Origin of the sequence: Brevundimonas mediterranea (assembly GCF_011064825.1) — a bacterium.
GTDB lineage: Bacteria > Pseudomonadota > Alphaproteobacteria > Caulobacterales > Caulobacteraceae > Brevundimonas > Brevundimonas mediterranea_A.
This window is the reverse complement of sequence record NZ_CP048751.1, coordinates 1,822,721-1,845,147: the sequence shown is the minus strand read 5'-3', so window position 1 is coordinate 1,845,147 and position 22,427 is coordinate 1,822,721. Positions and strand designations below refer to the sequence as shown.

23 protein-coding genes and 1 pseudogene are annotated in these 22,427 nt (G+C 68.9%); 16 read left to right on the top strand and 8 right to left on the bottom strand.

Translation table 11 applies throughout. The features are described 5' to 3' along the window. Position 1: 1 nt before the first annotated feature. Entirely contained in the window at positions 2-442 is a 441-nt protein-coding gene (locus tag GYM46_RS09020; protein WP_088582505.1) for a Spy/CpxP family protein refolding chaperone, read from the bottom strand. Further along, positions 439-720 (bottom strand): hypothetical protein, encoded by a 282-nt coding sequence (locus GYM46_RS09015; RefSeq protein WP_088582506.1) that lies wholly within the window; start codon positions 718-720, stop codon positions 439-441. The genes GYM46_RS09020 and GYM46_RS09015 overlap by 4 nt, the downstream gene beginning before the upstream one ends. 116 nt (positions 721-836) lie before the next feature. Between GYM46_RS09015 and GYM46_RS09010 the strand changes: the two genes are divergently transcribed. The 6 genes from GYM46_RS09010 to GYM46_RS17020 all read left to right on the top strand — a co-directional run bounded on the left by GYM46_RS09010 (position 837) and on the right by GYM46_RS17020 (position 4,060). Next, complete coding sequence (locus GYM46_RS09010; RefSeq protein ID WP_088582507.1) at positions 837-1,490, top strand: DUF2231 domain-containing protein; 654 nt, start codon at positions 837-839, stop codon at positions 1,488-1,490. Positions 1,491-1,586: 96 nt separating this feature from the next. Further along, positions 1,587-2,141 (top strand): YybH family protein, encoded by a 555-nt coding sequence (locus GYM46_RS09005; RefSeq protein WP_088582508.1) that lies wholly within the window; start codon positions 1,587-1,589, stop codon positions 2,139-2,141. Positions 2,142-2,195: 54 nt separating this feature from the next. After that, on the top strand, positions 2,196-2,666 hold the full coding sequence (locus GYM46_RS09000) for a DUF411 domain-containing protein (protein WP_306418727.1): 471 nt from the start codon (positions 2,196-2,198) through the stop codon (positions 2,664-2,666). 13 nt (positions 2,667-2,679) lie between these two features. Beyond that, the gene (locus tag GYM46_RS08995) at positions 2,680-3,402 is read left to right on the top strand and encodes a PepSY domain-containing protein (RefSeq protein ID WP_164952664.1); all 723 of its coding nucleotides are present in this window, start codon (positions 2,680-2,682) and stop codon (positions 3,400-3,402) included. After that, positions 3,399-3,740, top strand: coding sequence for a hypothetical protein (locus GYM46_RS08990; RefSeq protein ID WP_088582511.1), 342 nt, complete (start codon positions 3,399-3,401; stop codon positions 3,738-3,740). The genes GYM46_RS08995 and GYM46_RS08990 overlap by 4 nt, the downstream gene beginning before the upstream one ends. Before the next feature lie 122 nt (positions 3,741-3,862). Continuing rightward, positions 3,863-4,060 carry a hypothetical protein gene (locus tag GYM46_RS17020; RefSeq protein WP_353738806.1) on the top strand — a complete coding sequence of 66 codons (198 nt, stop codon included), beginning with the start codon at positions 3,863-3,865 and terminating at the stop codon, positions 4,058-4,060. Here GYM46_RS17020 and GYM46_RS08980 read toward each other — a convergent pair. From GYM46_RS08980 to copC, 3 genes are all read right to left on the bottom strand, one after another. Further along, complete coding sequence (locus GYM46_RS08980; protein WP_088582921.1) at positions 4,023-5,294, bottom strand: type II restriction endonuclease; 1,272 nt, start codon at positions 5,292-5,294, stop codon at positions 4,023-4,025. The two genes, GYM46_RS17020 and GYM46_RS08980, sit on opposite strands and share 38 nt — an antisense overlap. Before the next feature lie 126 nt (positions 5,295-5,420). Further along, the gene (gene copD / locus GYM46_RS08975) at positions 5,421-6,356 is read right to left on the bottom strand and encodes a copper homeostasis membrane protein CopD (RefSeq protein ID WP_088582512.1); all 936 of its coding nucleotides are present in this window, start codon (positions 6,354-6,356) and stop codon (positions 5,421-5,423) included. Positions 6,357-6,362: 6 nt separating this feature from the next. Beyond that, on the bottom strand, positions 6,363-6,725 hold the full coding sequence (gene copC, locus GYM46_RS08970) for a copper homeostasis periplasmic binding protein CopC (protein WP_088582513.1): 363 nt from the start codon (positions 6,723-6,725) through the stop codon (positions 6,363-6,365). 172 nt (positions 6,726-6,897) lie between these two features. On the opposite strand from copC, the gene GYM46_RS08965 reads away from it, so the two are divergent. The 10 genes and pseudogenes from GYM46_RS08965 to GYM46_RS16835 all read left to right on the top strand — a co-directional run bounded on the left by GYM46_RS08965 (position 6,898) and on the right by GYM46_RS16835 (position 18,418). Continuing rightward, positions 6,898-7,260 carry a hypothetical protein gene (locus GYM46_RS08965; protein WP_088582514.1) on the top strand — a complete coding sequence of 121 codons (363 nt, stop codon included), beginning with the start codon at positions 6,898-6,900 and terminating at the stop codon, positions 7,258-7,260. Between the two features lie 115 nt (positions 7,261-7,375). Next, entirely contained in the window at positions 7,376-8,734 is a 1,359-nt protein-coding gene (locus GYM46_RS08960) for a TolC family protein (RefSeq protein ID WP_135194144.1), read from the top strand. After that, positions 8,731-10,032 carry an efflux RND transporter periplasmic adaptor subunit gene (locus GYM46_RS08955; RefSeq protein ID WP_112863185.1) on the top strand — a complete coding sequence of 434 codons (1,302 nt, stop codon included), beginning with the start codon at positions 8,731-8,733 and terminating at the stop codon, positions 10,030-10,032. The genes GYM46_RS08960 and GYM46_RS08955 overlap by 4 nt, the downstream gene beginning before the upstream one ends. After that, a complete protein-coding gene (locus GYM46_RS08950; protein ID WP_164952663.1) occupies positions 10,029-13,181 on the top strand; it encodes an efflux RND transporter permease subunit in 3,153 nt (1,050 codons plus the stop codon). Before GYM46_RS08955 ends, GYM46_RS08950 begins: the two co-directional genes overlap by 4 nt. Then, positions 13,178-13,588, top strand: a complete 411-nt coding sequence (locus GYM46_RS08945; protein WP_164952662.1) for a copper-binding protein — start codon at positions 13,178-13,180, stop codon at positions 13,586-13,588. The genes GYM46_RS08950 and GYM46_RS08945 overlap by 4 nt, the downstream gene beginning before the upstream one ends. 297 nt (positions 13,589-13,885) lie before the next feature. Next, entirely contained in the window at positions 13,886-14,203 is a 318-nt protein-coding gene (locus GYM46_RS08940) for a hypothetical protein (RefSeq protein ID WP_135194148.1), read from the top strand. A gap of 36 nt (positions 14,204-14,239) precedes the next feature. After that, the gene (locus GYM46_RS08935; RefSeq protein WP_052004914.1) at positions 14,240-14,944 is read left to right on the top strand and encodes a helix-turn-helix transcriptional regulator; all 705 of its coding nucleotides are present in this window, start codon (positions 14,240-14,242) and stop codon (positions 14,942-14,944) included. Positions 14,945-14,983: 39 nt separating this feature from the next. Then, positions 14,984-15,655 (top strand): class I SAM-dependent methyltransferase, encoded by a 672-nt coding sequence (locus GYM46_RS08930; protein ID WP_230307678.1) that lies wholly within the window; start codon positions 14,984-14,986, stop codon positions 15,653-15,655. A 191-nt stretch (positions 15,656-15,846) separates the two neighbouring features. Then, positions 15,847-17,852, top strand: a pseudogene (locus tag GYM46_RS08925) (NAD(+) synthase). Between the two features lie 260 nt (positions 17,853-18,112). Next, positions 18,113-18,418 (top strand): DUF411 domain-containing protein, encoded by a 306-nt coding sequence (locus GYM46_RS16835; RefSeq protein ID WP_244304227.1) that lies wholly within the window; start codon positions 18,113-18,115, stop codon positions 18,416-18,418. 132 nt (positions 18,419-18,550) lie between these two features. Here GYM46_RS16835 and GYM46_RS08915 read toward each other — a convergent pair whose 3' ends face one another. From GYM46_RS08915 to GYM46_RS08905, 3 genes are all read right to left on the bottom strand, one after another. Then, positions 18,551-18,829, bottom strand: coding sequence for a hypothetical protein (locus tag GYM46_RS08915; RefSeq protein WP_164952661.1), 279 nt, complete (start codon positions 18,827-18,829; stop codon positions 18,551-18,553). A 157-nt stretch (positions 18,830-18,986) separates the two neighbouring features. Beyond that, positions 18,987-21,143 (bottom strand): heavy metal translocating P-type ATPase, encoded by a 2,157-nt coding sequence (locus GYM46_RS08910; RefSeq protein ID WP_164952660.1) that lies wholly within the window; start codon positions 21,141-21,143, stop codon positions 18,987-18,989. Between the two features lie 82 nt (positions 21,144-21,225). Next, entirely contained in the window at positions 21,226-22,425 is a 1,200-nt protein-coding gene (locus GYM46_RS08905) for an acyltransferase family protein (protein WP_244304225.1), read from the bottom strand. Positions 22,426-22,427 lie beyond the last annotated feature (2 nt).

Sequence of the window (22,427 nt, the reverse complement as noted above, 5' to 3'; positions counted from 1 at the left end):
GCTAGCCTTCGTCGGGCGCGAGGGCCTCGACGATACGGTCGTCGAATACCTCGGCCTGGGCCGGCGTCAGAACGGACCGCATCTCGAAGACGTGGGCGATCGTCTCCTTCTGCAAGGCGCCCATGGCGACGTGGAAATGGTCCACCGCCGCCTGGACCTGGGGACCGTCGCCGTCGCTCCTTGCGATCGCGCGCGCCAGTTCCTGATTGGCCGCGCGGACGTCCGCTTCGAGCGCGGGCCGGCGCGCGGCGAACCGGGCTTCGACTGCGTCGATGCGGGTCAGCTGGTCGGGCGAGAGCTTCAGGTCGTGGTGCACGATGTCGTGCAGGGATGGCGGTTCGCGCCGGCTCAGCACCCAGCTGGCGCTGATCCAAGTGCCCGCGCCGCTGGCGACCGCCGCCAGGACGGCCGTCAGGGCGATGGCCTGCCAGCCGCGCTTCATCGGCCGGTTTCCAGTCTCACCAGAGGCGACAGGCCCGCGTCGACCGTGAAAATGGCCATCTCCCCGGCCGGTCTGGGGGCGGCGACCGCGCCGACGCCGCCTGCCGTCAGGCCGGTGACCAGGGCCATGGCGACGGCCCCCAAACGCAGTTGCGACGCGAGCCTTTCGCCGCGAAGCGCGTCGACCCGGCTCCAGACGAGCGGTTCGAGCCCGTCGAGCGACCGGCCCAAGGGCGTCGCCGCCGATCCGGCCAAAAGATCATCCAAATTACGCGCCATCGAACACTCTCCTTGCGCCCCTAATCCCTACTACGCCGAAACAAGCCAAATCCCTCAAACGAGGGGACGGCCTCCCCGGTGCGTAGTTAGCAGAAGGGACGGGATGGGAGAGAACAATGTCGATACGCAAACTTCTGTCGGGGATCGCCCTGGTGGTGGCGCTGTCTGTCAGCGCGCCCGCGTTCGCGCACGAGGATCATGACAAGCAGGCCGCGGCCCGTGCCCAGGCCGCCGCGCCGGCGGGCGCCGTGCCAGAAGGCGGCGTGATGGCCATGCCGGGGATGGCTATGGACATGGACCACGGGGCCATGACGGCGGACGAGGGTCCCAAGCCAATGCCCCAGCGCCTGTATCGCTGGCTCGGCGCCATGCATCCCGCCGCCGTCCATTTCCCGATCGCGCTGTTCCTCGTCGCCGCGCTCCTCGAGATCGCCGCCCTGACGCTGCGTCGGCCGGTCCTGACCCAGGGCACGCGGGTGATCATCGCCCTGGCGGCGATCTCCGCGGTCGCCGCGGTGGCGCTGGGATGGTTCGCTATGGGGCTGCCCGGGAAGGACGATGTGACTCACCTCTACCATCGGTGGCTCGGCACCTCGATCGCCGCGCTCGGCCTGCTGAGCTGGTGGGCGAAGGAACAATGGGTCCGCCGGCCGGGGCGCGGGCGCGAGCTGATCTACATCGGTCTTTTGACCGTGACCGCCGCCGCCGTGGTGGTCAACGGCCTGCTGGGCGGGATGCTGACCCATGGCATGAGGCATCTGATGTTCTGACGGCCTTGGGGTCCGTCGTCGCCCGAACGCCTCGTTCTTCATCTACTTCGCCGGACCGGGTTCTACTGCGGCCGCGGCAAACCAGGAGACTGCACCATGATGTTCCGTTCAGCACTCGCCGGATCGGCGGTCGCCGCCCTCCTCGCGACCTCCGGCCAAGCGCAAGCTCAATCACAGGCGCCGGCCCGCTCCCACGCCCCCGGCTCGGCCCATACGCCAGGCTCGGCGCACGCCCCCGGCGATGCGCAATCCGCTGACGAGGCCCAGGTCCGAGCGGTCGTCACCGCCTACAAGGACGCCATCGAGCGGATGGACGTGTCGCAGACGCCGGCCCTGTTCTGGACCGACTCGGAGATCTTCGAGAACGGCGGCGTGGAGGGATCGTTCGCCTATTATCTGGAGCACCATCTCGGGCCCGAATTCGCCGATCTGGCCGGCTTCGACTTCCGCAACCACGAAATGAAAGTCGAGGTTGACGGCGACACCGCCTTCGTGAGCGAGACCTACACCTTCCACATCACCTTCAAGTACGGAGCCCGGGCCCCCATAGAGCGCCGCGGCGCCGCCACGAGCGTCCTGCGCAAGCGGGGTGACGAGTGGAGGTTCGACGTCTATCACTCCTCGGCCCGGCCCTTCCGCCCCGCCGCCTGATCGCGGCGGCGACCGTCATCGGCGGCCTCCAGATATCGCTCGCCAGAGGGACCCATGAGATCGATGCCCACCCTTTCACGCCGTGCGTTTCTGGCCGCGGGGGCCGGCTCCGTCGCCGTCGCGGCCTGCGCTCCGGGCGCCCGTTCATCGACCGAGCTCGCGGTCTACAAGACCCCGACCTGCGCCTGTTGCACGGCCTGGGTGGATCACATGCGCGCCGCCGGCTTCAAGGCGCGGGTCAACGAACTCCCGAGCCTTCGCTCTATACGCAGCACCCAAGGCGTGCCCGAGGCGCTCGCCTCCTGCCACACGGCCATGATCGGCGGCTATGTCCTCGAGGGCCATGTGCCGGCCGAGGATGTCCGCAAGCTTCTGGCCGAACGTCCCGAGGCCGTGGGCCTCGCAGTGCCGGCGATGCCGCTGGGGTCTCCCGGCATGGAGACGCCAGACGGCCAACGTGAGCCCTATGAGACCCTGCTGATCCTCAAGGGCGGCGGTACGCGCGTCTTCGCGCGTCACGGCTAGGCGAGGCCCAGGGATGAAGGTTCTCAAGCTCTCCACCCAGCTGCACAAATGGATTGCGCTCATCGTCGGCCTTCAGGTGCTGTTCTGGGTCGGCGGCGGTCTGGTGATGACGGCCATTCCGATCGAGACGGTGCGCGGCGAACATCGGGCGGTTGACCTCAAGCCGAGCCCGCTGGAGCTCGGCGCGCTTCCGGCACTGAGCGAGATCGCGCGCCGAGCGGGCGTCGCGCCTGTCCAGGCGGAGCTTCACACGACGCCGCGGGGGGCGGCCTGGACCTTGAAGCCGGCGTCGGGCGAGCCAGTCGTCGTGTCCGCCGCGACCGGCCGGCCGTTCGGACCGATGTCGGCCGCCGACGCCTCGGCCTTCGCCAAGGGCGCGTACAAGGGCGAGGCGCGGGTTTCCGGCGCGGTTCTTCTGGCGACGGCGCCCGAGGAGACGGGACGCACCGGACCGCTGTGGCGGGTAGACTTCGCCGACCGCGAAAAGACGGCCTTCTACCTGTCGCCAGCGACAGGCGAAGTGGTGACGCGCCGCTCGGGCGTGTGGCGGATCTTCGACTTCTTCTGGCGACTGCACGTCATGGACTGGAACGACGGCGAGGACTTCAATCACCCCCTGATCATCATCACTACCGCCTTGACCCTGAGCATTGTGATTTCGGGCTTCATCCTGCTGTGGATACGGATCTCCCGCGACCTGAAAATGGCGCGTGCGGTTCGCAAGCGGGAGCCATGAGGCAGGCGACGGCTCGATCACAGGAAGCTCTGCCAAGAGACAACGACCGGACTTCACCACCGCGTCTCGCCGCCCTGACCACCGCCTGGCCGCCGCACATCCTGCGGCAAGAGGACGTCGCGGCCAACGGGGCCGAAATGTTCGCCACGACCCACGGCGGTTTCGAGCGGCTGGCGCCTATCTATCGAAACGCCTTGATCGACACACGGCATTCGTGCGTCCCAATGGACTGGTATCTGCAGCCGCACAGCTTCGCGGAGCGGAACGACCTGTTCCTGGAACACGCAGTCGCCCTGATGGCCGAGAGCACGACGAGCGCGCTGGAGCAAGCGGGGTGATCGCGACCTTGGCCGGTTTTGGACCACTCGGATCATCACCTGCCCGGCGCGCCGCTAGTCCGATCCGGCCCTTCCGGGTCATTCGTCATCCCAACTACTGGATCGCATCTCTTGAGATCGCCATGTTGCCGCTGGTTTTCGGCCAGGTCTGGATAGCAGTGGTGTTCACCGCGCTTAATGCCATGCTGATCACCTGGCGGGTGCGGCTGGAGGATCGCGCTCTTGCCTATCAGGCCTGTGAGCCAGAACGACCTGGATGCGAGGCGGGCCAGTCACCGACGATCAGGTCACGCGGTGCGAAATCTCGGTCAGAGCCCTGAGACCGGTTCCGAAGCGGGCGATTGATGCCCGGTGCCGTTCCAGTTCTCCGTAGGGCAGATAGCGCACATTGAGATCGGCGATCCGGCTGAAGGCCGGACGTTGCAACTGCGCCCGCACATCGTTTTCGCGGCTGTCGGGAGCGACCAGGAAAAGGCCGGCGGAGATGTTTAGTTCGCCTGACAGGGCGAGGTCCAGCATTCGCACGACACCGGAGTAGATCGTGGTGGAATGCTCGACCTCGAAGGCGGCCGCCACGCGGTCCGCGTCTCCCTCCAGCCAGAGTACGTCGATCAGCCGGATGGACTCGGCGCCTGGACCGTTCGCCAGCGACGGCGGTAGTTGTTCTAGGCAGCCCTCGCTCAGGCGTGCGCCCTCGTGCTGGCGCCCGCGGTCATTGGACGCGATCCAGACCCTGTAGCCCAGCGCGCGACCCAGATCACGGACCCAGGCCTGGATCTCTGTGTGGGTCCGGTCCGTCTCGCCCTGCTGGAGCGCGGTCTTCTCGAACTTGACCGCTTCGGCGCGCGCTTCGGCCAGCCGCGCGTCCCAGCCGCTGGCGGACAGACTCTCGTCGTCCAGGGGCGGCGCGGGATAACGGCCGGAGCCCACGTCGAACAGGAAGCCCGCGATCGCCCCGAGATCGTTGGACAGAAGATCGCTGTAGCGAGCGTTGAGGGCCAAAATTCCTTGCCGCATCGCAAGGTAGTGCTCCCAGCTCCCGAGCTTGACCTTTGATCCGGTGATCGCGTTGTAGCCGTTGACGATCGCGGTATTGAACGGCGAAACGTGGGTGGGATGGAGAAAATAGATCAGGTTGGCCACTGCAGGCCCGAGTCCCTTGATTCGGAGTTGGTCGATCGTGCGGATGCCCGCGAGAATTTCCGTTGCTGTCGAACAACAGCTGCAGTGATGCAGGAGCCGGCCGAAAGCGCGTTGATTGGCCGGGTTTTCGTAGATGTCCGGGATGCGAAGTTTGGGCTTCCAGAGGAAGGCATGGTCCGCGCCCTTGAAGATCTGCCGTTGTTCGGCCACCGAATGAACGATCGTCTCCAGCGACGACCCGCGATAGGCCACGCCGAACCGGCCTGCTTCGATCTCCTTGACGACCTGGCCGATGCCGCGACGGATGGAGCGGAAATTCTTCAGACGCTCGTCCCACAAGAACCAGGTCTGGTAGGTCGCAGCCGGGTCGCGCCGCCACTGTTCAATAAGATCACGAACTCGATCTGACACGGCGCGCCCCCTCAATTCTTGAGCAGTCTAGGCGGGTCCAGGTCGCTGGGCCAACGGCCATTCGCAGCCGGTCCCAAGAGCGCGTGCGACGCACCTGGCTCCAGCGCGTTCGGCGCGCGCCAACGGCTACATCGCCATTTCCATGGCCGAGACCGGAGCCAGGGTTCCCATGATGGACACCAGGGCCAGCAGCCCCAGGGCGAGGAGGGTCTCCATCACCAAGCTGCGTTTCAGCCGTGAAATGGCGGGGCCAAGATACTCGGGATCGTCCAGGGCGCTGCCGAGGTGGGGCGTCAGATAAAAGCGGTTCGCGGCCGCCAGAACCAGCATGAGCGCGAAGAGCACGAGCTTGCCCGTCAACAGCAGACCGTAGGGCGTGCTCAAGAGGCCAGCGATACGATCGGGTCCGACCATGAACCAGCTGTTCACCAATCCGCTCAGAACCAGGACGGCGACCGATGCGGATCCGACGCCGGCGAATCCGTGAAGGGCTCGATAGAGGATCCTATCGCCATCGACCGTTTCTGACCGCCGCCGCAACGTCAGGATCAGCAAGGCCGCGAGCGCGCCGAGCCACACCGCCGCCGCCCAGCTGTGCAGGATCGCGGCCGTCAGATGAACATAGCGCCCCGCGCCTTCGGTGGCCGCGCCGTGTCCCGTCCAGGCGAAGCTGGCGCCGACGATAAGACCGGCGACAGCGACGAATTTCCACAGGCCGCGGGACGGCTTGTCTTGAATGAGCGCAAGAAGCGCGAGCAACGCGGCCAGCGTCCGGACGAGAAAGGCGGGTCCGAGGCTCGTGCCCGTGAGCATGAAGCCGAGCGTCGCCGGCTTGAGACCTTCAGTCAGCGAGCCCGCCATCACAGCGGTCTGGGCCGCGAAGGCGGCGGCGGAGCCTATGGCGACCACGGCCGCCGCGCTGACCAGCAAGGATCTCGTCCAGCCGAGGGCCACCGCGTCCGACCCGCGCAACCCGTAGAGGAGGAACAGCGGCGTCCCGAGCAGGACGACCGCGCCGCCGTACTGCGCGAGCCGGAGCAGGATGACCAGAACGTCGAGCACGATGGGTCAGCGTACCGTGAAGGCGATGGCGCCGGTCATACGGTGGCCGTCGGCGGAGGCGGCATGCCAGTTGAGGCTGTAGGCGCCGGCCGCGAGCGGTCGCGCCGTCCGTCCCGAAACGGTCATGCCGTCATCGGAGACGGTGGTCGCGACCGGGAATTTGGCACCGGCGGCGTTCACGACCTCGAGGCCCGAGAAAGCGGGAACGACGCGTTCGCTGAAGGTGACCGTCAGCGAACGCGGCGAGGCGATGCTCGCGCTCGCCGCCGGGTTGGAGGCGACGACGCGCGCGTGGGCGGCAGCCTGCGTCGCCCCCAACAGCAGGGCGCCGACGGCGCCGACGACGGAAAGGATTTTGCGAGTGGTCATAGGGAGGCTCCGAAACCAGAGGGGTTCAATGAGTTATACGGGCGCCGGGGTTGAATCCCTCGTTCGAACTGCGGGCGGGCGCGCGCTGATCCGGAGCATTGCGTTGCGCGCGCCCGACGCCAGCCCGTCGGTCGCTTGACACGGCCGGCCGACGGGCGTGGGATGACCGCGCATGTGGAACCTCGTCCGCACCCTTCTGTTCGCCCTGGCGGTGGCCGGCTTCGTCGGCCAGTCGTCCGCGCACGCCACGCCGTTCCAGGTATTCGAAGCGACGGGCGGCATGGCGGACATGGATTGCGCCGAGATGATGGTGATGGCGGACGGGCCTTCCGGCGGCGCTACTAGCCCTTGCGACGAGATGACGCCCGACTGCATCGCCAAGATGGGCTGCGCCGCCGTCGCGGCGCCCATGCCGCCGGCGCCGACCGTTCAACGGCCTTCGGCTCCGCGGGGACTCCGGTTCGCAGCCGTCGATGTCGTGCGAGAGGGCGCAGGCCCGCTTCCACTGAAGAATCCGCCGAAACGGCTGGCTTAGAACGCTTTCGCTGAACGGGAAGCCGTGCGCGACGTTACGCCGCGGTAACCGATCGATCTGAGCCCTTCGCCGGTGTCCTGCCCTCACGGCGGGTCCGATGGTTTCGAGGAATTTCATGACCATTCGTTTGAGGACGGCGACACGCGCGTCTGCTTGTCAGCCGCCCCGTGTCCGCCTGCCGCGCGTCACGACGCGGCGAGCCGAGGCTTCGGCGCCCACCCGGTGCCGTGAGCTAACCGCAAGCTGGGCGATCCTTCCCGCTTCCGTTCTGCTCCTGAGCGTCTGGACCGCGCCGGCCCAGGCTGACCCCCAGACGTTCGACGAGGCCCTGGCCCGCGCGGCGTTCAGCGCACCCAGTCTGCGCGCCAGCGCATTGGGTGTCGACGCCGCTCGTGCGGCCGTTCCGGCAGCGGGGCTTCTGCCGGACCCCCGGCTCTCCGTCGGTCTCGACGGATATCCGGTGACCGGGCCGTTCGCGGGGCAATTCGATGAAGACTTCACCATGCTCAGGATCGGCGTCGAGCAGGAGGTGCCCAGCCGCGCGCGTCGTCGCGCCGAGCGAGACATCGCCGAGGCGGCGATCGGCGTCGCCGGCGCTGAGGAGTCCGTCGCGCGACGAGAGGTCCGGGTCGCCGTGGGCCTTGCGTGGATCGACCTGTTCTATGCCGAACGCCGCTTTGCGGCGTTGGAAGAGCTGCTGGCGACGTTGCAACCCCTGTGGGACGCCGCCCCGGCCGGAGTCGCGTCCGGCGCCTATCGGCCCGCCAACGCTCTCGGGCCCGTTCAGCTCAAAGCCGATCTTGACGATCGCCGCAGCAGTCTCGCCGCCGACATCGAGAAGGCGCGAGCCGAACTCGCCCGGTGGACGGGCGACGCCGATCCCGAGACGGTTGGCCCGCCGCCGCAGGACGATCTCGACCTGACCGCCTTGCGGAACGGCATCGCCCAGCTGCCGACCGTGCGGGCCTATGGAGCCGCCGCGCGCCGCGCCGAAGCCGAGGTCGACCTGGCCCGCGCCGGACGTCGCCCGGACTGGTCGTTCCAAGCCAGCTACGCCCGCCGCGATGAGCGGTTCGGCGATCTGTTCTCCGTCGGAGCGAGCGTGCGGCTGCCGATCTTTCCCGGTCGAAGGCAGGATCCCGTCATCGCCGCGCGCGCCGCTGATGCGCTGCGGGTCACCGCCGAGCGTGAGGACGCTGAGCGCGTGTTGACCGCGTCGCTGCGAAGCGCCCTGGCCGAATACGCGACCGCTCACGATCAATGGGTCCGGTCGCGCGACGTCGTTCTGCCCAGTGTCCTTCAGCGTTCCGATCTCGAAACCGCGAGCTATGCGGCGGGTCGGGCGGGCATCGTTGAAGTTCTCGAAGCCTTCACCGCCGTGGCCAACGCCCGGCTCGACACGCTCGATCGCGAGGCCGCCGTGATGCGTCAAGTGGTCGAGATCACTCTCACCTATGGGAACGACGACCGATGAACGCCCTTCGCAACAAACGCCTGGGCATCGCCATGGGCGCGCTTCTTTTGGTCGGGGTCGGCGTCGGGGCCGGCATCGTCGTCGCTCCGCGGCTGGATGGGGCCGGCGGTGAGACCGCCGAGGGGGGAGGGGAGCGCGAGATCCTCTATTGGTACGATCCCATGGTTCCAAACGAACGCTACCCGGGGCCGGGGAAGTCGTCCATGAACATGGAGACCATCCCCAAATATGCCGATGAGGGGGGAACGACCGCCACCCCCGGCGTTCGAATCGATCCGGCGCTGGCCCAGAATTTGGGGGTCCGGTATGCCACGGCTCGCCGTGGCGACCTTGAGGGCGATCTGAGCGCCACGGCGGTGGTCGATTACAATGAACGCGACATCGCCGTGGTCCAGTCGCGGGCCGACGGCTTCGTGCAGCGAGTCTACAACCGCGCGCCGGGCGATGTCATCGCTGCGGGCGCGCCTCTGGTCGATTTGCTCATCCCGACCTGGGGCGGCGCCCAGACGGAATATCTGGCCGTACGGCGCACCGGCAACACGCCCCTGATCCAGGCGGCGCGGCAGCGACTGGTGCTGATGGGCATGTCCGAGAGCCTGATCGCCTCGGTGGAGCGCAGCGGGCGGGCGCGAAACACGATCACGATCTCAACGCCCACTGGCGGCGTGATCAAGACCCTGGGCGTGCGCGCCGGCATGAGCGTGACCCAAGGCATGACCTTGGCCGAGATCAACGGCCTGGCCACCGTCTGGGTCAATGCCGCCATCCCGGAGGCGCTGGGGAGCCGGCTAAGGGTCGGACAGTCCGTCGAGGTGGCTTTGACCGCGTTCCCGGGAGAGCGGTTCACGGGTCGTCTGACCGCCCTGTTGCCGGAACTCGTCGGCGACAGCCGCACGGTCACGGGACGGATCGAAATGGCCAATCGCGGGGGCCGTTTGCGCCCCGGCATGTTCGGCCGGATCACCTTCGGCGGCGGTTCGACGACGGCGTTGCTCGTGCCGACCGAGGCGGTGATCCGAACGGGTGAACGGGACATTGTCATGCTCGCCCGGCCGGAAGGCCGGTATCAACCGGCCGAGGTCCGTGTCGGGCGAGAAGCCGGGGGGCAAACCGAGATCCTCGCCGGTCTCAGGGAAGGCGAACGGATCGTCGCGTCGGGGCAGTTCCTGATCGATTCCGAAGCCAGCCTGTCAGGCGTAACGGCGCGGCCGATCGGCCCGACGTCCCGGCCCGCCACCGCCGCCCCAACGGGCGCATCCATGGCCGCGCCCGCCTCGCGCGGGAGGTCGAGCCAATGATCGCCGCGGTCATTCGCGCCTCGGTCAAGGGGCGCTTCCTCGTCCTTATGGCCGCCGTCGCCCTGCTCGCCGCCGGCCTGTTCGCGGTTCGCAGCACGCCGGTCGACGCCTTGCCGGACCTGTCGGACGTGCAGGTCATCATTCGCACCAGCTACCCGGGGCAGGCGCCCCAGATCGTCGAGAACCAGGTCACCTATCCTCTGGCGACCACCATGCTGTCCGTACCCGGCGCGCGAACGGTTCGAGGCTATTCCTTCTTCGGCGACAGCTTCGTCTATGTGCTGTTCGAAGATGGGACGGACCTCTACTGGGCGCGTTCCCGGGTCCTCGAATACCTCAGCCAGGTGCAGGCGCGGCTTCCCGCGACCGCCCAACCGGCACTTGGTCCGGACGCCACCGGCGTAGGCTGGGTCTATGAATACGCCCTGGTCGATCGCACAGGCCGCAACGATCTGGCGCAATTGCGAAGCCTGCAGGATTGGTTCCTCCGCTACGAGCTGAAGACCGTGCCGGGGGTCGCCGAGGTCGCCAGCCTGGGCGGCATGGTGCGGCAATACCAGGTGGTGCTCGACCCCGTCAGGCTCGCGTCCTACGGCGTCACCCATCAGGCGGTGGTGGACGCTCTCCAGCGCGCCAACGGCGAGACGGGCGGCTCGGTGCTCCAGCTCGCCGAAGCCGAATACATGATCCGCGCCAACGGCTATCTGACCGAGCTCGACGACTTCCGGGCCGTGCCGCTCCGCACGGCGGCTGGAGGCGTGCCGATCAGCCTCGGGGATGTCGCGACCATCCAGATCGGCCCGGAGATGAGACGCGGCATAGCCGAGCTCAACGGCGAAGGCGAGGTCGCGGGCGGCGTCGTCATCCTTCGATCCGGCGCAAACGCCCGCGCCACGATCGCGGCCGTGACCGAGAAACTCGAGACGCTCAAAGCCGGACTGCCCCCGGGAGTCGAAGTGGTGACGACCTACGATCGCTCGCAGCTCATCGACCGGGCGATCGACAATCTGAGCGGCAAGCTGATCGAGGAGTTCATAGTCGTCGCCCTGGTCTGCGGCCTGTTCCTCTGGCACGCCCGGTCGGCGCTGGTCGCCATCCTGACCCTGCCGCTGGGCGTCCTGGCGGCCTTCCTGATCATGAATCTTCAGGGCGTGAACGCCAACATCATGTCGCTGGGCGGCATCGCCATCGCCATCGGCGCCATGGTGGATGCGGCGGTGGTCATGATCGAGAACGCCCACAAACACATCGAACGATGGGAACACGATCACCCGGATGAAAAGCTGGCGGGCGAAGATCGCTGGAAGGTCATCACCGAGGCGGCCGTGGAGGTCGGCCCCGCGCTGTTCCTGAGCCTGCTGATCATCACCCTGTCGTTCATCCCGGTGTTCAGCCTGCAGGCCCAGGAGGGCCGGCTGTTCGCGCCCCTAGCCTTTACCAAGAGCTATGCGATGGCGGCGGCGGCGATCCTGTCCATCACTCTCGTGCCGGTTCTGATGGGCTATCTGATCCGCGGACGGATCCCGGCCGAACAGAGCAATCCGATCAATCGCTGGCTCACGCGCATCTATCGCGGGCCATTGGACTGGGTGCTGCATCATCCCAGAAAGACCTTGGTGGCAGCCTTGCTGATCTTCGCCACCACCGCCTGGCCTCTTAGCCAGCTCGGCGGCGAATTCATGCCGGCGATGGACGAGGGCGACCTGCTGTATATGCCTTCGGCCCAGCCGGGTCTCTCCCCGGCCAAGGCCGCGGAACTGCTGCAACAGACGGACCGGATGATCCGCACCGTGCCCGAAGTGGCGACCGTGTTCGGCAAGGCGGGCCGGGCGGAAACCGCCACGGATCCGGCTCCGCTGGAGATGTTCGAGACCACCATCCAGTTCAAGCCGCGCGATGAATGGCGGCCGGGCATGACCCCGGAAAAACTGATCGAAGAACTCGATCGCGCGGTTCAGGTCCCCGGACTGTCCAACGTCTGGGTCCCTCCCATCCGAAATCGCATCGACATGCTGGCGACGGGCATCAAGAGCCCCGTCGGCGTCAAGGTGTCCGGCTCTGACCTGGCCGCGATGGACCGTATCGCGGCCCAGGTGGCCGATGTCGCCAGGACCGTACCGGGCGTGACCTCCGCCTTGGCCGAACGCCTGACCGGCGGGCGTTATGTCGACATCGACATCGACCGGCGCGCGGCGGCCCGCTACGGCCTGAACATCGCCGATGTCCAATCGATCGTATCGGGCGCCGTGGGCGGCGAGACGATCGGACAGACGGTGGAGGGGCTCGCCCGCTATCCGATCAGCGTCCGTTACCCGAGAGAATTGCGCGACAGTCTGGAACAACTGCGCGCCTTGCCGATCCTGACGCCGTCGGGCCAGCAGATCACCCTTGGCACGGTCGCCGATCTCCAGATCGCGGACGGCCCTCCGATGCTCAAATCCGAGAACGGCAGGCTGACCACCTGGGTCTATGTCGACGTTCGGGGGCGCGACCTCGCGTCTGTCGTCGCCGATCTACGCCGGACGGTCGCCGCCGAAGTGGATCTCGCGCCGGGCGTCAGCATCGCCTACTCTGGCCAGTTCGAATATCTGGAACGAGCAGCCGAGCGGCTCAAAATCGTGGTTCCAGCCACGCTCGTGATCATCTTCATCCTGCTCTACCTGACCTTCGGCCGCTTCGACGAAGCCCTGCTCATCATGGGCACCCTGCCGTTCGCCCTCACCGGTGGTTTCTGGCTGCTCTACCTGATGGGCTTCGACCAGTCGGTCGCGACCGGCGTGGGCTTCATCGCCCTTGCTGGCTTGTCGGCCGAGTTCGGCGTGGTGATGCTGATCTATCTCAAACATGCGCTGAAGGATCGAGGGCCCGACCCAGACCAGGGTCAGGTCGAAGAGGCCGTGCGCGAAGGCGCCCTTCTGCGGGTCCGACCCAAGGCCATGACGGTCGCCGTGATCCTTGGCGGCCTGTTCCCGATCCTGATCGGCCACGGGGCGGGGTCGGAAATCATGACCCGGATCGCCGCTCCGGTGATCGGCGGCATGATCACCGCGCCCCTCCTGTCGATGCTTGTCATCCCAGCCGGCTATCTCCTCCTGAGACGCCGGAAATCACGTCCAACCCCAACCCCCACCCAAGGAGCTACCCTATGAAAAACCTGTTTGTGAAGTCGCGCACGCTCGCTCTCGGTCTGAGCCTGTCAGCCGGGGCAGTCATCGGCCTGACGGCCTGCAGTCAGCAGCCGGCGACGGAGACGGAAACCCCAGCCGCCACCGGTTCCGCCGTTGCCCCCGCGGCGCCGGCGGAGATGGACGCCATGTCGTCGGCGGCCGGAGAGGAGTCCGCGACCGCGCGCGGGGTGATTTCGGCCATCGACGCGGAGGGCGGCAAGATCACGATCGAGCACGAGCCGATCGCCAGTCTGGAATGGCCCGCGATGACCATGGGCTTCGCGGCGTCACCCGCCCTGATTGACCAGGCGAAGGTCGGCGACCGGGTCGAGTTTGATCTGGTCGTTACAGGCAGCGCGGGCGAAGTGAAGGCGATTCGGCCGCAGTAATCCCCTGCTGCCGGACTGTCGTCGCACGGGGCGGCGGCGTCCGGGTTGACGACGCGGCGGGGAACCTTTGGCTTCTCCGCCGCGTCGAGCCTTTATGGGTTCAGCAGACGGCTTCAAAGCGGCGTGAAGATGGACAGTGCCGACTGTCCGAGTTGTTTCGGTCCGAACCCGAATGGGCTTCGAGGCGGCGCTCGGCGCGGGGATGTCGTGCGAACAAGCCGAACCGTGGACTGAGGGACCGCAGCGTTGGAACTCGCCTTGGAGTACCCGAGTTCGATCTTGAAGGAGGTGGGTGACATGAGCGACATGAACGGAATGCCCTCAAGGTCGGGCGAGGCACGCCTGTCGTGCCTGCTGAGGTCCATCGATCTGACTCCTCAACGACGGGCGCCCGCGTCGGATCTTCTTGGGCGGTCCCGCCGGGGCTCGGTGGCCGCCGCCCTGCTGCTGGTGCTCCTGGTGGTCGCCGTCGTGAGCTGGCGAATCGGTCCCGCCGGCGTGGCGTCCGGGGCGCGGGAAGAGCGCCTCGAGGACGACGCCGACGAGCCCGCGCGATCCGACCGCCGCGACGAGCGAGATCGCCGCGGCCGATCCGGGGGCCGGGACCGTGACTGACCCCATCCGGCGTCGTTTCCCGCCTGTGGCGCGCCGGTGAGCCCTGACGGCGCCTGGCGCGGGGGTCTGCAGATCGGCCCGGGCTGGGCGCGGTGGCGCGGCGCGGTCGGCGACAACGCGCTTCACCGGCACCTCGCGGCGCAGGCGGTGTTCGCCGACCGGCCGATCGCCGTCGAGACTGCGGGCGGCCGCGTCCTTCGCGCCACGGCGTTTCTCGTCGATCCGCTCGTGGGCCATCGGCTCGGCGCCGCGGCGCAGGCCGAGATCCTGTTTTTCGAGCCGGGAAGTCTGGGCGTGGAGGCGCGCGCGGCGCTTCGGGCCGTGCTCGTCCGCGCGTCCAGCGCCCACGTGCTGGCGGCCGAGGGCCGTCGGCGGTTCTGGTCGGACCAGGCGGGCGGAGCCGGAGGCGAGCCGGCCGCGCCCGCGGTGTCCTGGATGGCCGGCGTCCTGACGTTCATCGACGCCGCGCTCTCGGAAGGCCCCGTGCGGCTCGATGCGGCTGCGGGCCGCGCGGGTTTGTCGGCCGACCGGTTCCGTCACGTCTTCGCCGAAGCGCAAGGCTTGTCGTTCAAGCGGTTCGTCCTCTGGCGGCGGCTGCAGCTTGCGGCGACACTGCTGGCGGGCGGGGTCGACGTGACCACCGCCGCCCATGAGGCCGGCTTCTCCGACGGCGCGCACCTCGCGCGGACGATGAAGGCGATGTTCGGGGTGCAGCCGCGGCGCCTGGTCCCCTCCGGCTGAGCAGCCGCTTCGTTCAAGCGGCGAGCCCGAATCCAGGCGATGCTCGTCGCCATGAACCAGGACAGAGACTTCGTCCCCGCGCTCGGTCGCCACGAGCTCACCGGCGCCTACGACAGGGTGCTGGCCGTCATGACCCGGGAGCGTCGCTGGCGGTGCGCCCTGCTGTCGGAAGCCGATCCGCAGCCTGGCGAGACAATCCTCGACGTCGGCTGCGGCACCGGGACCTTCGCGATCCAGCTCAAGACGGCGTCGCCGGGATCGCGCCTCATCGGCGTCGATCCCGACAAGGCGGTGCTGGAGATCGCGCGCGACAAGGCTCGCCGGGCCGGGGTCCACGTGGAATGGCGAGCCGGCTACGGGGACGCGCTGACCGCGATCCTGCCGGGCGCGGCCGCGGACAAGGTGGTCTCGAGCCTGGTGCTGCATCAATGCCCGATGCCCGTGAAGCGGGCGATCCTCGCCGCCTGCCTGGGCGCGCTTCGACCCGGCGGCCGGCTGCATATGGCCGACGCCGGCCGCCAGGCGAATCCCTTGATGCGCCTGCTCTTCCGGCAGGTTCAGATGCTGGACGGCTTCGAGCACACCGAGCCCAATGCGCTCGGCGTGCTCCCGGACCTCATGCGCGAAGCCGGCTTCGAGGCCGTGAGCGAGACGCGGCGGATTCCCACCCCGACCGGGTCGATCTCCCTCTACGCGGCCGTGCGGCCGTAGGCCGCCGTCGGGGGCGCCGCGACGCCCTCGACAGCGAGCTCCGCCTGCCCGCGATGACGGCGGGCCCGAGCTCGGGCGGCCGCGGCGCGCGACGGAGGGCGCAACTTGCCGGGCGCCGGGCCGCTCCTGTACCGGTCGACGCCAAAGGAGGCCGAGCGCATGAACTCTATTCCAACCGGGCGCAGGGGTTCGTGCGTGTGGCGGTTTGCACGCCGCGCATCGCCGTGGCCGATCCGGCGGCCAACCTCCTCGAGACCCTGAAACTGGCGCGGGAGGGACACGCCCGCGGCGCCGACCTCATGCTGTTTCCGGAGCTGGGCCTGTCCGCCTATGCGATCGACGACCTCCTGCTCCAGGACGCCCTCCTTCAGGCGGTGAACGCCGCGCTCGCCGAGCTGGTGCAGGCGAGCCGGGACCTGCAGCCGGTGCTGGTGGTGGGAGCGCCCCTCGTCCGCAACGGACGGCTCTACAATTGCGCCGTCGCCCTCGCCCGCGGCCGCATCCTCGGGGTCGTGCCGAAGAGCTTCCTGCCGAACTATCGGGAATATTACGAGAACCGCTGGTTCGCCCCCGGCGCCGGCGTGCGTGGCCTGGAGATCGCCGTGGCTGGCCAGTCGGCCCCGTTCGGGACGGACCTGATCTTCGAAGCCAGCGACGTCCCGGACTTCGCCTTTCACATGGAGCTTTGCGAGGACTTCTGGGCCGCCACGCCGCCCTCGACCCTGGCGGCGCTGGCGGGGGCCACCCTGCTCTGCAACCTGTCGGCGTCCAACATCGTGGTCGGCAAGGCCGACGAGCGCGCGCTGCTCTGCGCCTCGCAGTCGATGCGATGCCAGGCCGCCTACCTCTACGCCGCGGCCGGGCCCGGCGAGAGCACCACCGACCTGGCCTGGGACGGGCAGGCGACCATCCACGAGCTCGGCCGTCTGCTGGCCGCGACCCGCCGCTTCCCGGACGTCGCCCAGATGGCCCTGGCGGACGTGGACGTCGAACGAATGCGCCTCGAGCGGCTGCGGACGTCCACCTTCAACAACGCCGCCGCCGCCGCCGGCCATCCCGAGCACGCCTTCCGGCGGATCGCCTTCGAGCATGCGGCGGAGCACGTCGATATCGGGCTGCTGCGGCCGCACGACCGGTTTCCGTTCGTTCCGGACGATCCGGCCCGCCTGGACCAGGATTGCTACGAAGCCTTCAACATCCAGGTGCAGGGTCTCGCCAAGCGCCTCGACGCCGCCGGTGTCCGGCGCATCGTGGTCGGCGTTTCCGGCGGCCTCGACTCCACCCACGCCCTGATCGTCGCGTCGAAGGCCTTCGACGCCCTGGGCCGCCCGCGCACCGACATCCTCGGCTTCACCATGCCGGGCTTCGCGACCAGCGAGGGCACCAAGCGCAACGCCTGGGCCCTGATGCGAAGCCTCGGGGTGACGGGCGAGGAGATCGACATCCGGCCTGCGGCGCGGACGATGCTGGAGGCGATCGGGCACCCGTTCGCCCGCGGCGAACCGGTCTACGACGTCACCTTTGAAAACGTCCAGGCAGGACTGAGGAGCGACTTCCTGTTTCGGCTCGCCAACCAGCGCGAGGGCCTGGTGCTCGGCACCGGCAACTGTCCGAGTCGGCGCTGGGCTGGCAGACTTACGGCGTCGGCGACCACATGAGCCACTACAACGTCAACGGCTCGGTTCCCAAGACCCTCATCCAGCACCTGATCCGTTGGGTCGCGGCCACCGGGCAGTTCGACGAGGCGGCCTCGGCGACCTTGCTTGGCGTCCTGGGCACGGAGATTTCGCCCGAGTTGGTGCCGCAGGCCGCTGCGGGCGCGCTGCAGAGCACGCAGTCCAAGATCGGGCCCTACGAACTGCAGGATTTCAACCTGTTCTACCTGACGCGCTACGGCCTGCGTCCCTCCAAGGTCGCCTTCCTGGCCTGGCACGCCTGGCGGGATGTCGAGGCGGGGGCGTGGCCGGCCCACTTCCCGGCCGCCGCGCGCGCCGCCTACGATCTGCCGACGATCAAGCAATGGCTGGAGGTGTTCGTCACCCGCTTCTTCGCCCTCAGCCAGTTCAAGCGCTCCGCCATGCCGAACGGCCCCAAGGTGATGTCCGGCGGCAACCTTTCGCCGCGAGGCGACTGGCGGGCGCCCTCGGACGCGAGCGCCCGGGTCTGGCTCGACGACCTGAGGCGGAATGTCCCATAGCCCGCCCCGCGCGCGACGCTCCCCCGGTCGTCGAGCCGGGGCGGTCTGCTCACATCCTGAGGGACCGGGCCTGGCGGCAGCCCGCGACATCGTCTGCGTCGCCAACGCCCGGCGATCCGGCTAGGATTGTCGCCTCGCTCGCCAGGATCCGTCATGCCCGCTTCTTCGCCCTCCCCCTCCCGACGCGCCGTTCTGACGGCGCTGCCGGCCTCGCGCTCGCCGGCGTCGGGGGCCCGGCGCTCGCCGCGCCCCAGAAGCGGATGACCGCCTACAAGACCCCGTGGTGCGGCTGCTGCGGCGGCTGGATCGCCCACATGCGCCAAGCCGGCTGGACCGTCGAGGTCGTCGAGCGCGAGGACCTCGCCCCCATCCGGGCCCGGCACGGGATTCCCGACCGGCTGGCCTCGTGCCACACGGCCGTGATGGGCGCCTACGCCATCGAGGGCCATGTCCCGGCCGGCGACGTCGACCGCCTGCTCAGCGAACGCCCCGCCGCCCGGGCGCTGAGCGCGCCCGGCATGCCCGCCGGCTCGCCGGGCATGGAGGCCGCCGGGCGCGAACCCTAAACGACCGTCCTGATTCTTAACGACGGGTCGAGCCGCGTGTTCGGTCGCCACAACGGCGCCTGATACGCCGGGGCCGCGAGCGACCGATCCGCCTGGGCGGAGGAGGACGGGCTCCGACGCGGGTGGATCGCGTTACGGCCTGTCGGGCCAGCACCCCCGCCTCGCCATGTCCTGCCGGCGGTCGACACCGTCGCCCTCGCCGCTGCGGACGGCGCCGCGCGAGACGTCGGCCTGATGCGGGTGGGCGCCGTGCTGGGCGCGGTACTCGGCCGGGCTGAGGCCCCTGCCCGTCATATGCAGCCTTGGCCGCATCGCGCTTTCGCCCGGATCGGCCTCGACGCGAGCGTTCGCCGCATCGGACGGCTCGCCTCCGCGGCCGGCGTCCGGCGGATCGTCAATCTCCTCGCCCATGAATCCCTGCAGTCAGCTCCGGCGCGCTTGCCTGATCCCGGCGCAATCCGTGAGCGAAGGCATGGTTGCCCGATTTCGGACGCTCCCTGACCCGTCGCCCGCCACGCGGTCCGACCGGGATCCGGACCCGGGTGTCTCCGATCCGGCGGTCCTTCCCTCAGGTCTGGTGACGCGGGGTCCAGCGCAGCAGCCGCATGGCGTTGGCGGTGACGAACACCGTGGCCCCGGTGTCGGCCAGGATGGCGGGCCACAGGCCGGTCACCCCGATCACGGTGGTGACCAGGAAGACGGCCTTCAGCCCCAAAGCGATGGTGATGTTCTGCCGGATATTGCCCATCACCCCTTGCGACAGGGCGATCATGTCGGGGATGTCCCGCACCCGCCCGTGCAGGACCGCGGCGTCCGCCGTCTCCAGCGCCACGTCGGTTCCCCCGCCCATGGCGATGCCGACATCCGCCTGGGCCAGGGCCGGGGCGTCGTTGATGCCGTCGCCGACCTTGGCCACGACCAGGCCCTCCGCCTGCAGGGCCTTGACGATCACCAGCTTGTCCTGCGGCAGCAGTTCGGCCCGGGGTTCGATGCCCAGGCCGGCGGCGACCGCCTCGGCCGTGCGGCGGTTGTCGCCGGTCAGCATGATGGTGCGTATGCCCCGCGCCTTGAGGTCGGCGAGGCCCGCGACGGCGTCGGGACGGGCCTCGTCGCGCATGGCCAGGAACCCGGCGATCCCGCCCCCGGCGATGAGGACGGAGACGGTCTTGCCCTCGGCGTTCAGGGCGGCGATGGCGGCGTCCTGGGCCGGCGAGATCGGGACTCGCCTGGCCGCGGCCTGGGGCGAGCCGAGGAAGATCCGCTCACCGCCGACCTCGCCCTCGACGCCCTCGCCCGCGATGGCGTGGGTGGCGGCGGCCGGCGGGGCGGAGATCGCGTCGGCCTCGGCCCGGGCGAGGATGGCGAGGGCCAGCGGATGGCTGGACCCCGTCTCCAGCGCCGCCGCCAGGGACAGCAGGGCTGAGGAATCGTGTGATCCGGCCACGAGGTCGGTGACGACGGGTTTGCCGGCGGTCAGGGTGCCGGTCTTGTCGAAGGCGATGGCCGTGATCTTGCCGAGCGTCTCCAGAACCGCCCCGCCCTTCATCAGCAGGCCGCGCCGGGCCCCCGCCGAGAGGCCGGCGGCGATGGCGGCGGGGGTGGAGATGACGAGGGCGCAGGGACAGCCGATCAGCAGGACGGCGAGGCCCTTGTAGATCCATTCGCTCCACGCCCCGCCAAAGAGCAGCGGCGGCGCCGTGGCGACGAGGGCCCCGAAGACGAGAACGCCCGGGGTGTAGATTTTGGAGAAGCGGTCGATGAAGCGCTCGGTCGGCGACTTCGACTCCTGCGCCTCCTCGACCAGCCGCACGACGCGGGCGATGGTATTGTCCGAGGCCGAAGCCGTGACGCGGACTCTCAGAACGCTGCCGCCGTTGATCGTGCCGGCGAACACGGGATCGCCGACGACCTTGCGCCTGGGCACGCTCTCGCCCGTCACGGGGGCCTCGTCGAGGTCCCCGGCGCCCTCGATGATCTCGCCGTCGGCCGGCACCCGGTCGCCGGGCCGGATCAGAATGAGAGCCCCGATTTCCACGGATTCGGCTGCGACTTCCGTCGTCACGCCGTCGACCTCGACAAAGGCGGTTTTGGGCACGAGGGCGGCGAGACCCTGGATGCTATTGCGGGCGCGCCCCGCCGCCACGCCTTCCAGCATCTCGCCGATGAGGAACAACAGGACGACGGCGGCGGCCTCTTCCGCCGCACCGATGAAGACCGCGCCCACCGCGGCGATGGTCATCAGCATTTCGATGGAGAAGGGCGTGCCGTAGCGGGCCGCCGACAGCGCGCGCCACGCCACGGGAACAAGCCCTACGGCCAACGCCGCCAGAAAGGCGTAGAGTTCGACAGAGGGAAACAGCGTCCCCACGCCATAGGCCGTGAGCAGCGCCAGACCGCAAAGCGCGGTCAGGCGCGCCTTTCCAGTCCACCACCATGGCCTAGCGTCCTCCCGGCCAACAGCATTGCCGGGATCGCCAGCCGCCGGGCCGGCGCTCCCGGAGGGCGTCAGGGCTTCCCCGTCATAACCAAGACTGCGGAGCTGACCCAGGACCGCCTGGTCGGTGACCTCGCCGCCATGCCGAACCCTGAGCGCGCCGGTCGGCACCGTCACGGAAACGTCCTCCACGCCCGGCAGTTGGCGAACGGCGGTGTCGATCTTGCGGCCGCAACCGGCGCAATCCATGCCGCTGACCCGGTATCGGCTTTCGAAGGTTTCCGCCGCCATGCCCGCTCCTGTCGTCACTCAGCCGGAGACTACGTCCTCCAGCCACTGGAGATGCAAAGGAAAACGACCGGTGTCGGTTCCTTCACCGGAGCGCCGCGCGTTCAGCCAGTTTCTTTCCCGGCCCCCCAGAGCCGAGACTTTCCGGCGTGACTACAGGCGGCGCCGGACACCGAGCCTTCTCCCCGTCGGTCCGCGTCAACCCGGAAGGATTGAGCCAGGTCTGGACCGGACGGTCGAAGCCGTAGCGGAACACCGCGGCGGCCACGAAGGCCCAGACGAAGCCGACGGTCCACAGGGCCCAGCGAACCCCGGACGACCAGGCCTCCTGTCCCAGGGCGTCGAGCAGGCCGAACCAGACGATGTTCCTCACCTCATTGGTGAGGAACATCGAAAAAGACATCAGGGCCAGATGCTCGATCAGCCGCGAAGGCCTGCGCACCGGTACGGCGCCGGCGGCCCAGATGATCACGGTCATCAGGCCCAGCGACAGCAGGCTGAAGGCGCCGAAGGCCTGAAGGACCCCCAGGGCGACGGCGGCGCCGACGACGATCGCTCCGGCCAGACGCGGCCCGACGTAGACCCGCGCGCCGTAGAAGGCCGCCGCGACCCCGAGCAGGAACAGCGGTAGGGCGCGCAGGATGCCGTAGCGCATCGGCAGGCGGTAGATTGGATCGCCGAGCCAGAAACACGCCGCGACGTCGGCGGCGACGACGAGGAGAGTCGCGCCGATGACCACGACGACCGGCGGCCAGCGCCACAGGGCGCGGCAGATCCACGGCAACAGGAGATAGCAGCCGATCAGGGCCGAGAGGGTCCAGGTCGGGGCGTTCCACCCCTGCCCGCCCGGCACGCCATAGGCCTGGACCAGCAGCACCTGCGCGGGCAGTTGCGACCAGTCGAACCAGCGCGGATTGCTGGGCGCGATCCCCGCCAGGGCGGCGCCGCCGACGAGGACAATGAGGATGAGGCTGACGACCAGGTGGGCCGGGACGACCCGCAGCAACCGCTGGCGCGCATAGGCACGCAGCGAGACCTGGCCGGCGGCGAGCCGGTCGCCGTAGATGCGAGCGAGGACATAGCCGGAGTCGATGATGAAGAAGTCGGTGAGCAGATAGCCGCGCTCGAACACCGGATGCAGCTCAGGCAGCGGCACCGGCGAGGCCTCGCGGAAATGGTAGAGGATGATCAGCGCCCCGACGACGAAGCGGAGCGCGTCCAGCAAGCCGCCGCGGGCGATGCGCGGCGGGCTCGGGTTCATCGGCTCGTCGGCGGCGCGAGACATGC

What these genes read in the sequence shown, in the direction of transcription:
- GYM46_RS09005 (WP_088582508.1), top strand. Translation starts at nt 1,587, where the DNA reads ATGATGTTCCGTTCAGCACTCGCCGGATCGGCGGTCGCCGCCCTCCTC.
- copC (WP_088582513.1), bottom strand. Translation starts at nt 6,725, where the DNA reads ATGACCACTCGCAAAATCCTTTCCGTCGTCGGCGCCGTCGGCGCCCTG.
- GYM46_RS08945 (WP_164952662.1), top strand. Translation starts at nt 13,178, where the DNA reads ATGAAAAACCTGTTTGTGAAGTCGCGCACGCTCGCTCTCGGTCTGAGC.
- GYM46_RS09020 (WP_088582505.1), bottom strand. Translation starts at nt 442, where the DNA reads ATGAAGCGCGGCTGGCAGGCCATCGCCCTGACGGCCGTCCTGGCGGCG.
- GYM46_RS08905 (WP_244304225.1), bottom strand. Translation starts at nt 22,425, where the DNA reads ATGTCTCGCGCCGCCGACGAGCCGATGAACCCGAGCCCGCCGCGCATC.
- GYM46_RS09015 (WP_088582506.1), bottom strand. Translation starts at nt 720, where the DNA reads ATGGCGCGTAATTTGGATGATCTTTTGGCCGGATCGGCGGCGACGCCC.
- GYM46_RS08915 (WP_164952661.1), bottom strand. Translation starts at nt 18,829, where the DNA reads ATGGGCGAGGAGATTGACGATCCGCCGGACGCCGGCCGCGGAGGCGAG.
- GYM46_RS08950 (WP_164952663.1), top strand. Translation starts at nt 10,029, where the DNA reads ATGATCGCCGCGGTCATTCGCGCCTCGGTCAAGGGGCGCTTCCTCGTC.
- GYM46_RS09010 (WP_088582507.1), top strand. Translation starts at nt 837, where the DNA reads ATGTCGATACGCAAACTTCTGTCGGGGATCGCCCTGGTGGTGGCGCTG.
- GYM46_RS08990 (WP_088582511.1), top strand. Translation starts at nt 3,399, where the DNA reads ATGAGGCAGGCGACGGCTCGATCACAGGAAGCTCTGCCAAGAGACAAC.
- GYM46_RS08995 (WP_164952664.1), top strand. Translation starts at nt 2,680, where the DNA reads ATGAAGGTTCTCAAGCTCTCCACCCAGCTGCACAAATGGATTGCGCTC.
- GYM46_RS08965 (WP_088582514.1), top strand. Translation starts at nt 6,898, where the DNA reads ATGTGGAACCTCGTCCGCACCCTTCTGTTCGCCCTGGCGGTGGCCGGC.
- GYM46_RS08960 (WP_135194144.1), top strand. Translation starts at nt 7,376, where the DNA reads ATGACCATTCGTTTGAGGACGGCGACACGCGCGTCTGCTTGTCAGCCG.
- GYM46_RS09000 (WP_306418727.1), top strand. Translation starts at nt 2,196, where the DNA reads ATGAGATCGATGCCCACCCTTTCACGCCGTGCGTTTCTGGCCGCGGGG.
- GYM46_RS08955 (WP_112863185.1), top strand. Translation starts at nt 8,731, where the DNA reads ATGAACGCCCTTCGCAACAAACGCCTGGGCATCGCCATGGGCGCGCTT.
- GYM46_RS08910 (WP_164952660.1), bottom strand. Translation starts at nt 21,143, where the DNA reads ATGGCGGCGGAAACCTTCGAAAGCCGATACCGGGTCAGCGGCATGGAT.
- GYM46_RS08930 (WP_230307678.1), top strand. Translation starts at nt 14,984, where the DNA reads ATGCTCGTCGCCATGAACCAGGACAGAGACTTCGTCCCCGCGCTCGGT.
- GYM46_RS16835 (WP_244304227.1), top strand. Translation starts at nt 18,113, where the DNA reads ATGACCGCCTACAAGACCCCGTGGTGCGGCTGCTGCGGCGGCTGGATC.
- GYM46_RS17020 (WP_353738806.1), top strand. Translation starts at nt 3,863, where the DNA reads ATGTTGCCGCTGGTTTTCGGCCAGGTCTGGATAGCAGTGGTGTTCACC.
- GYM46_RS08940 (WP_135194148.1), top strand. Translation starts at nt 13,886, where the DNA reads ATGAGCGACATGAACGGAATGCCCTCAAGGTCGGGCGAGGCACGCCTG.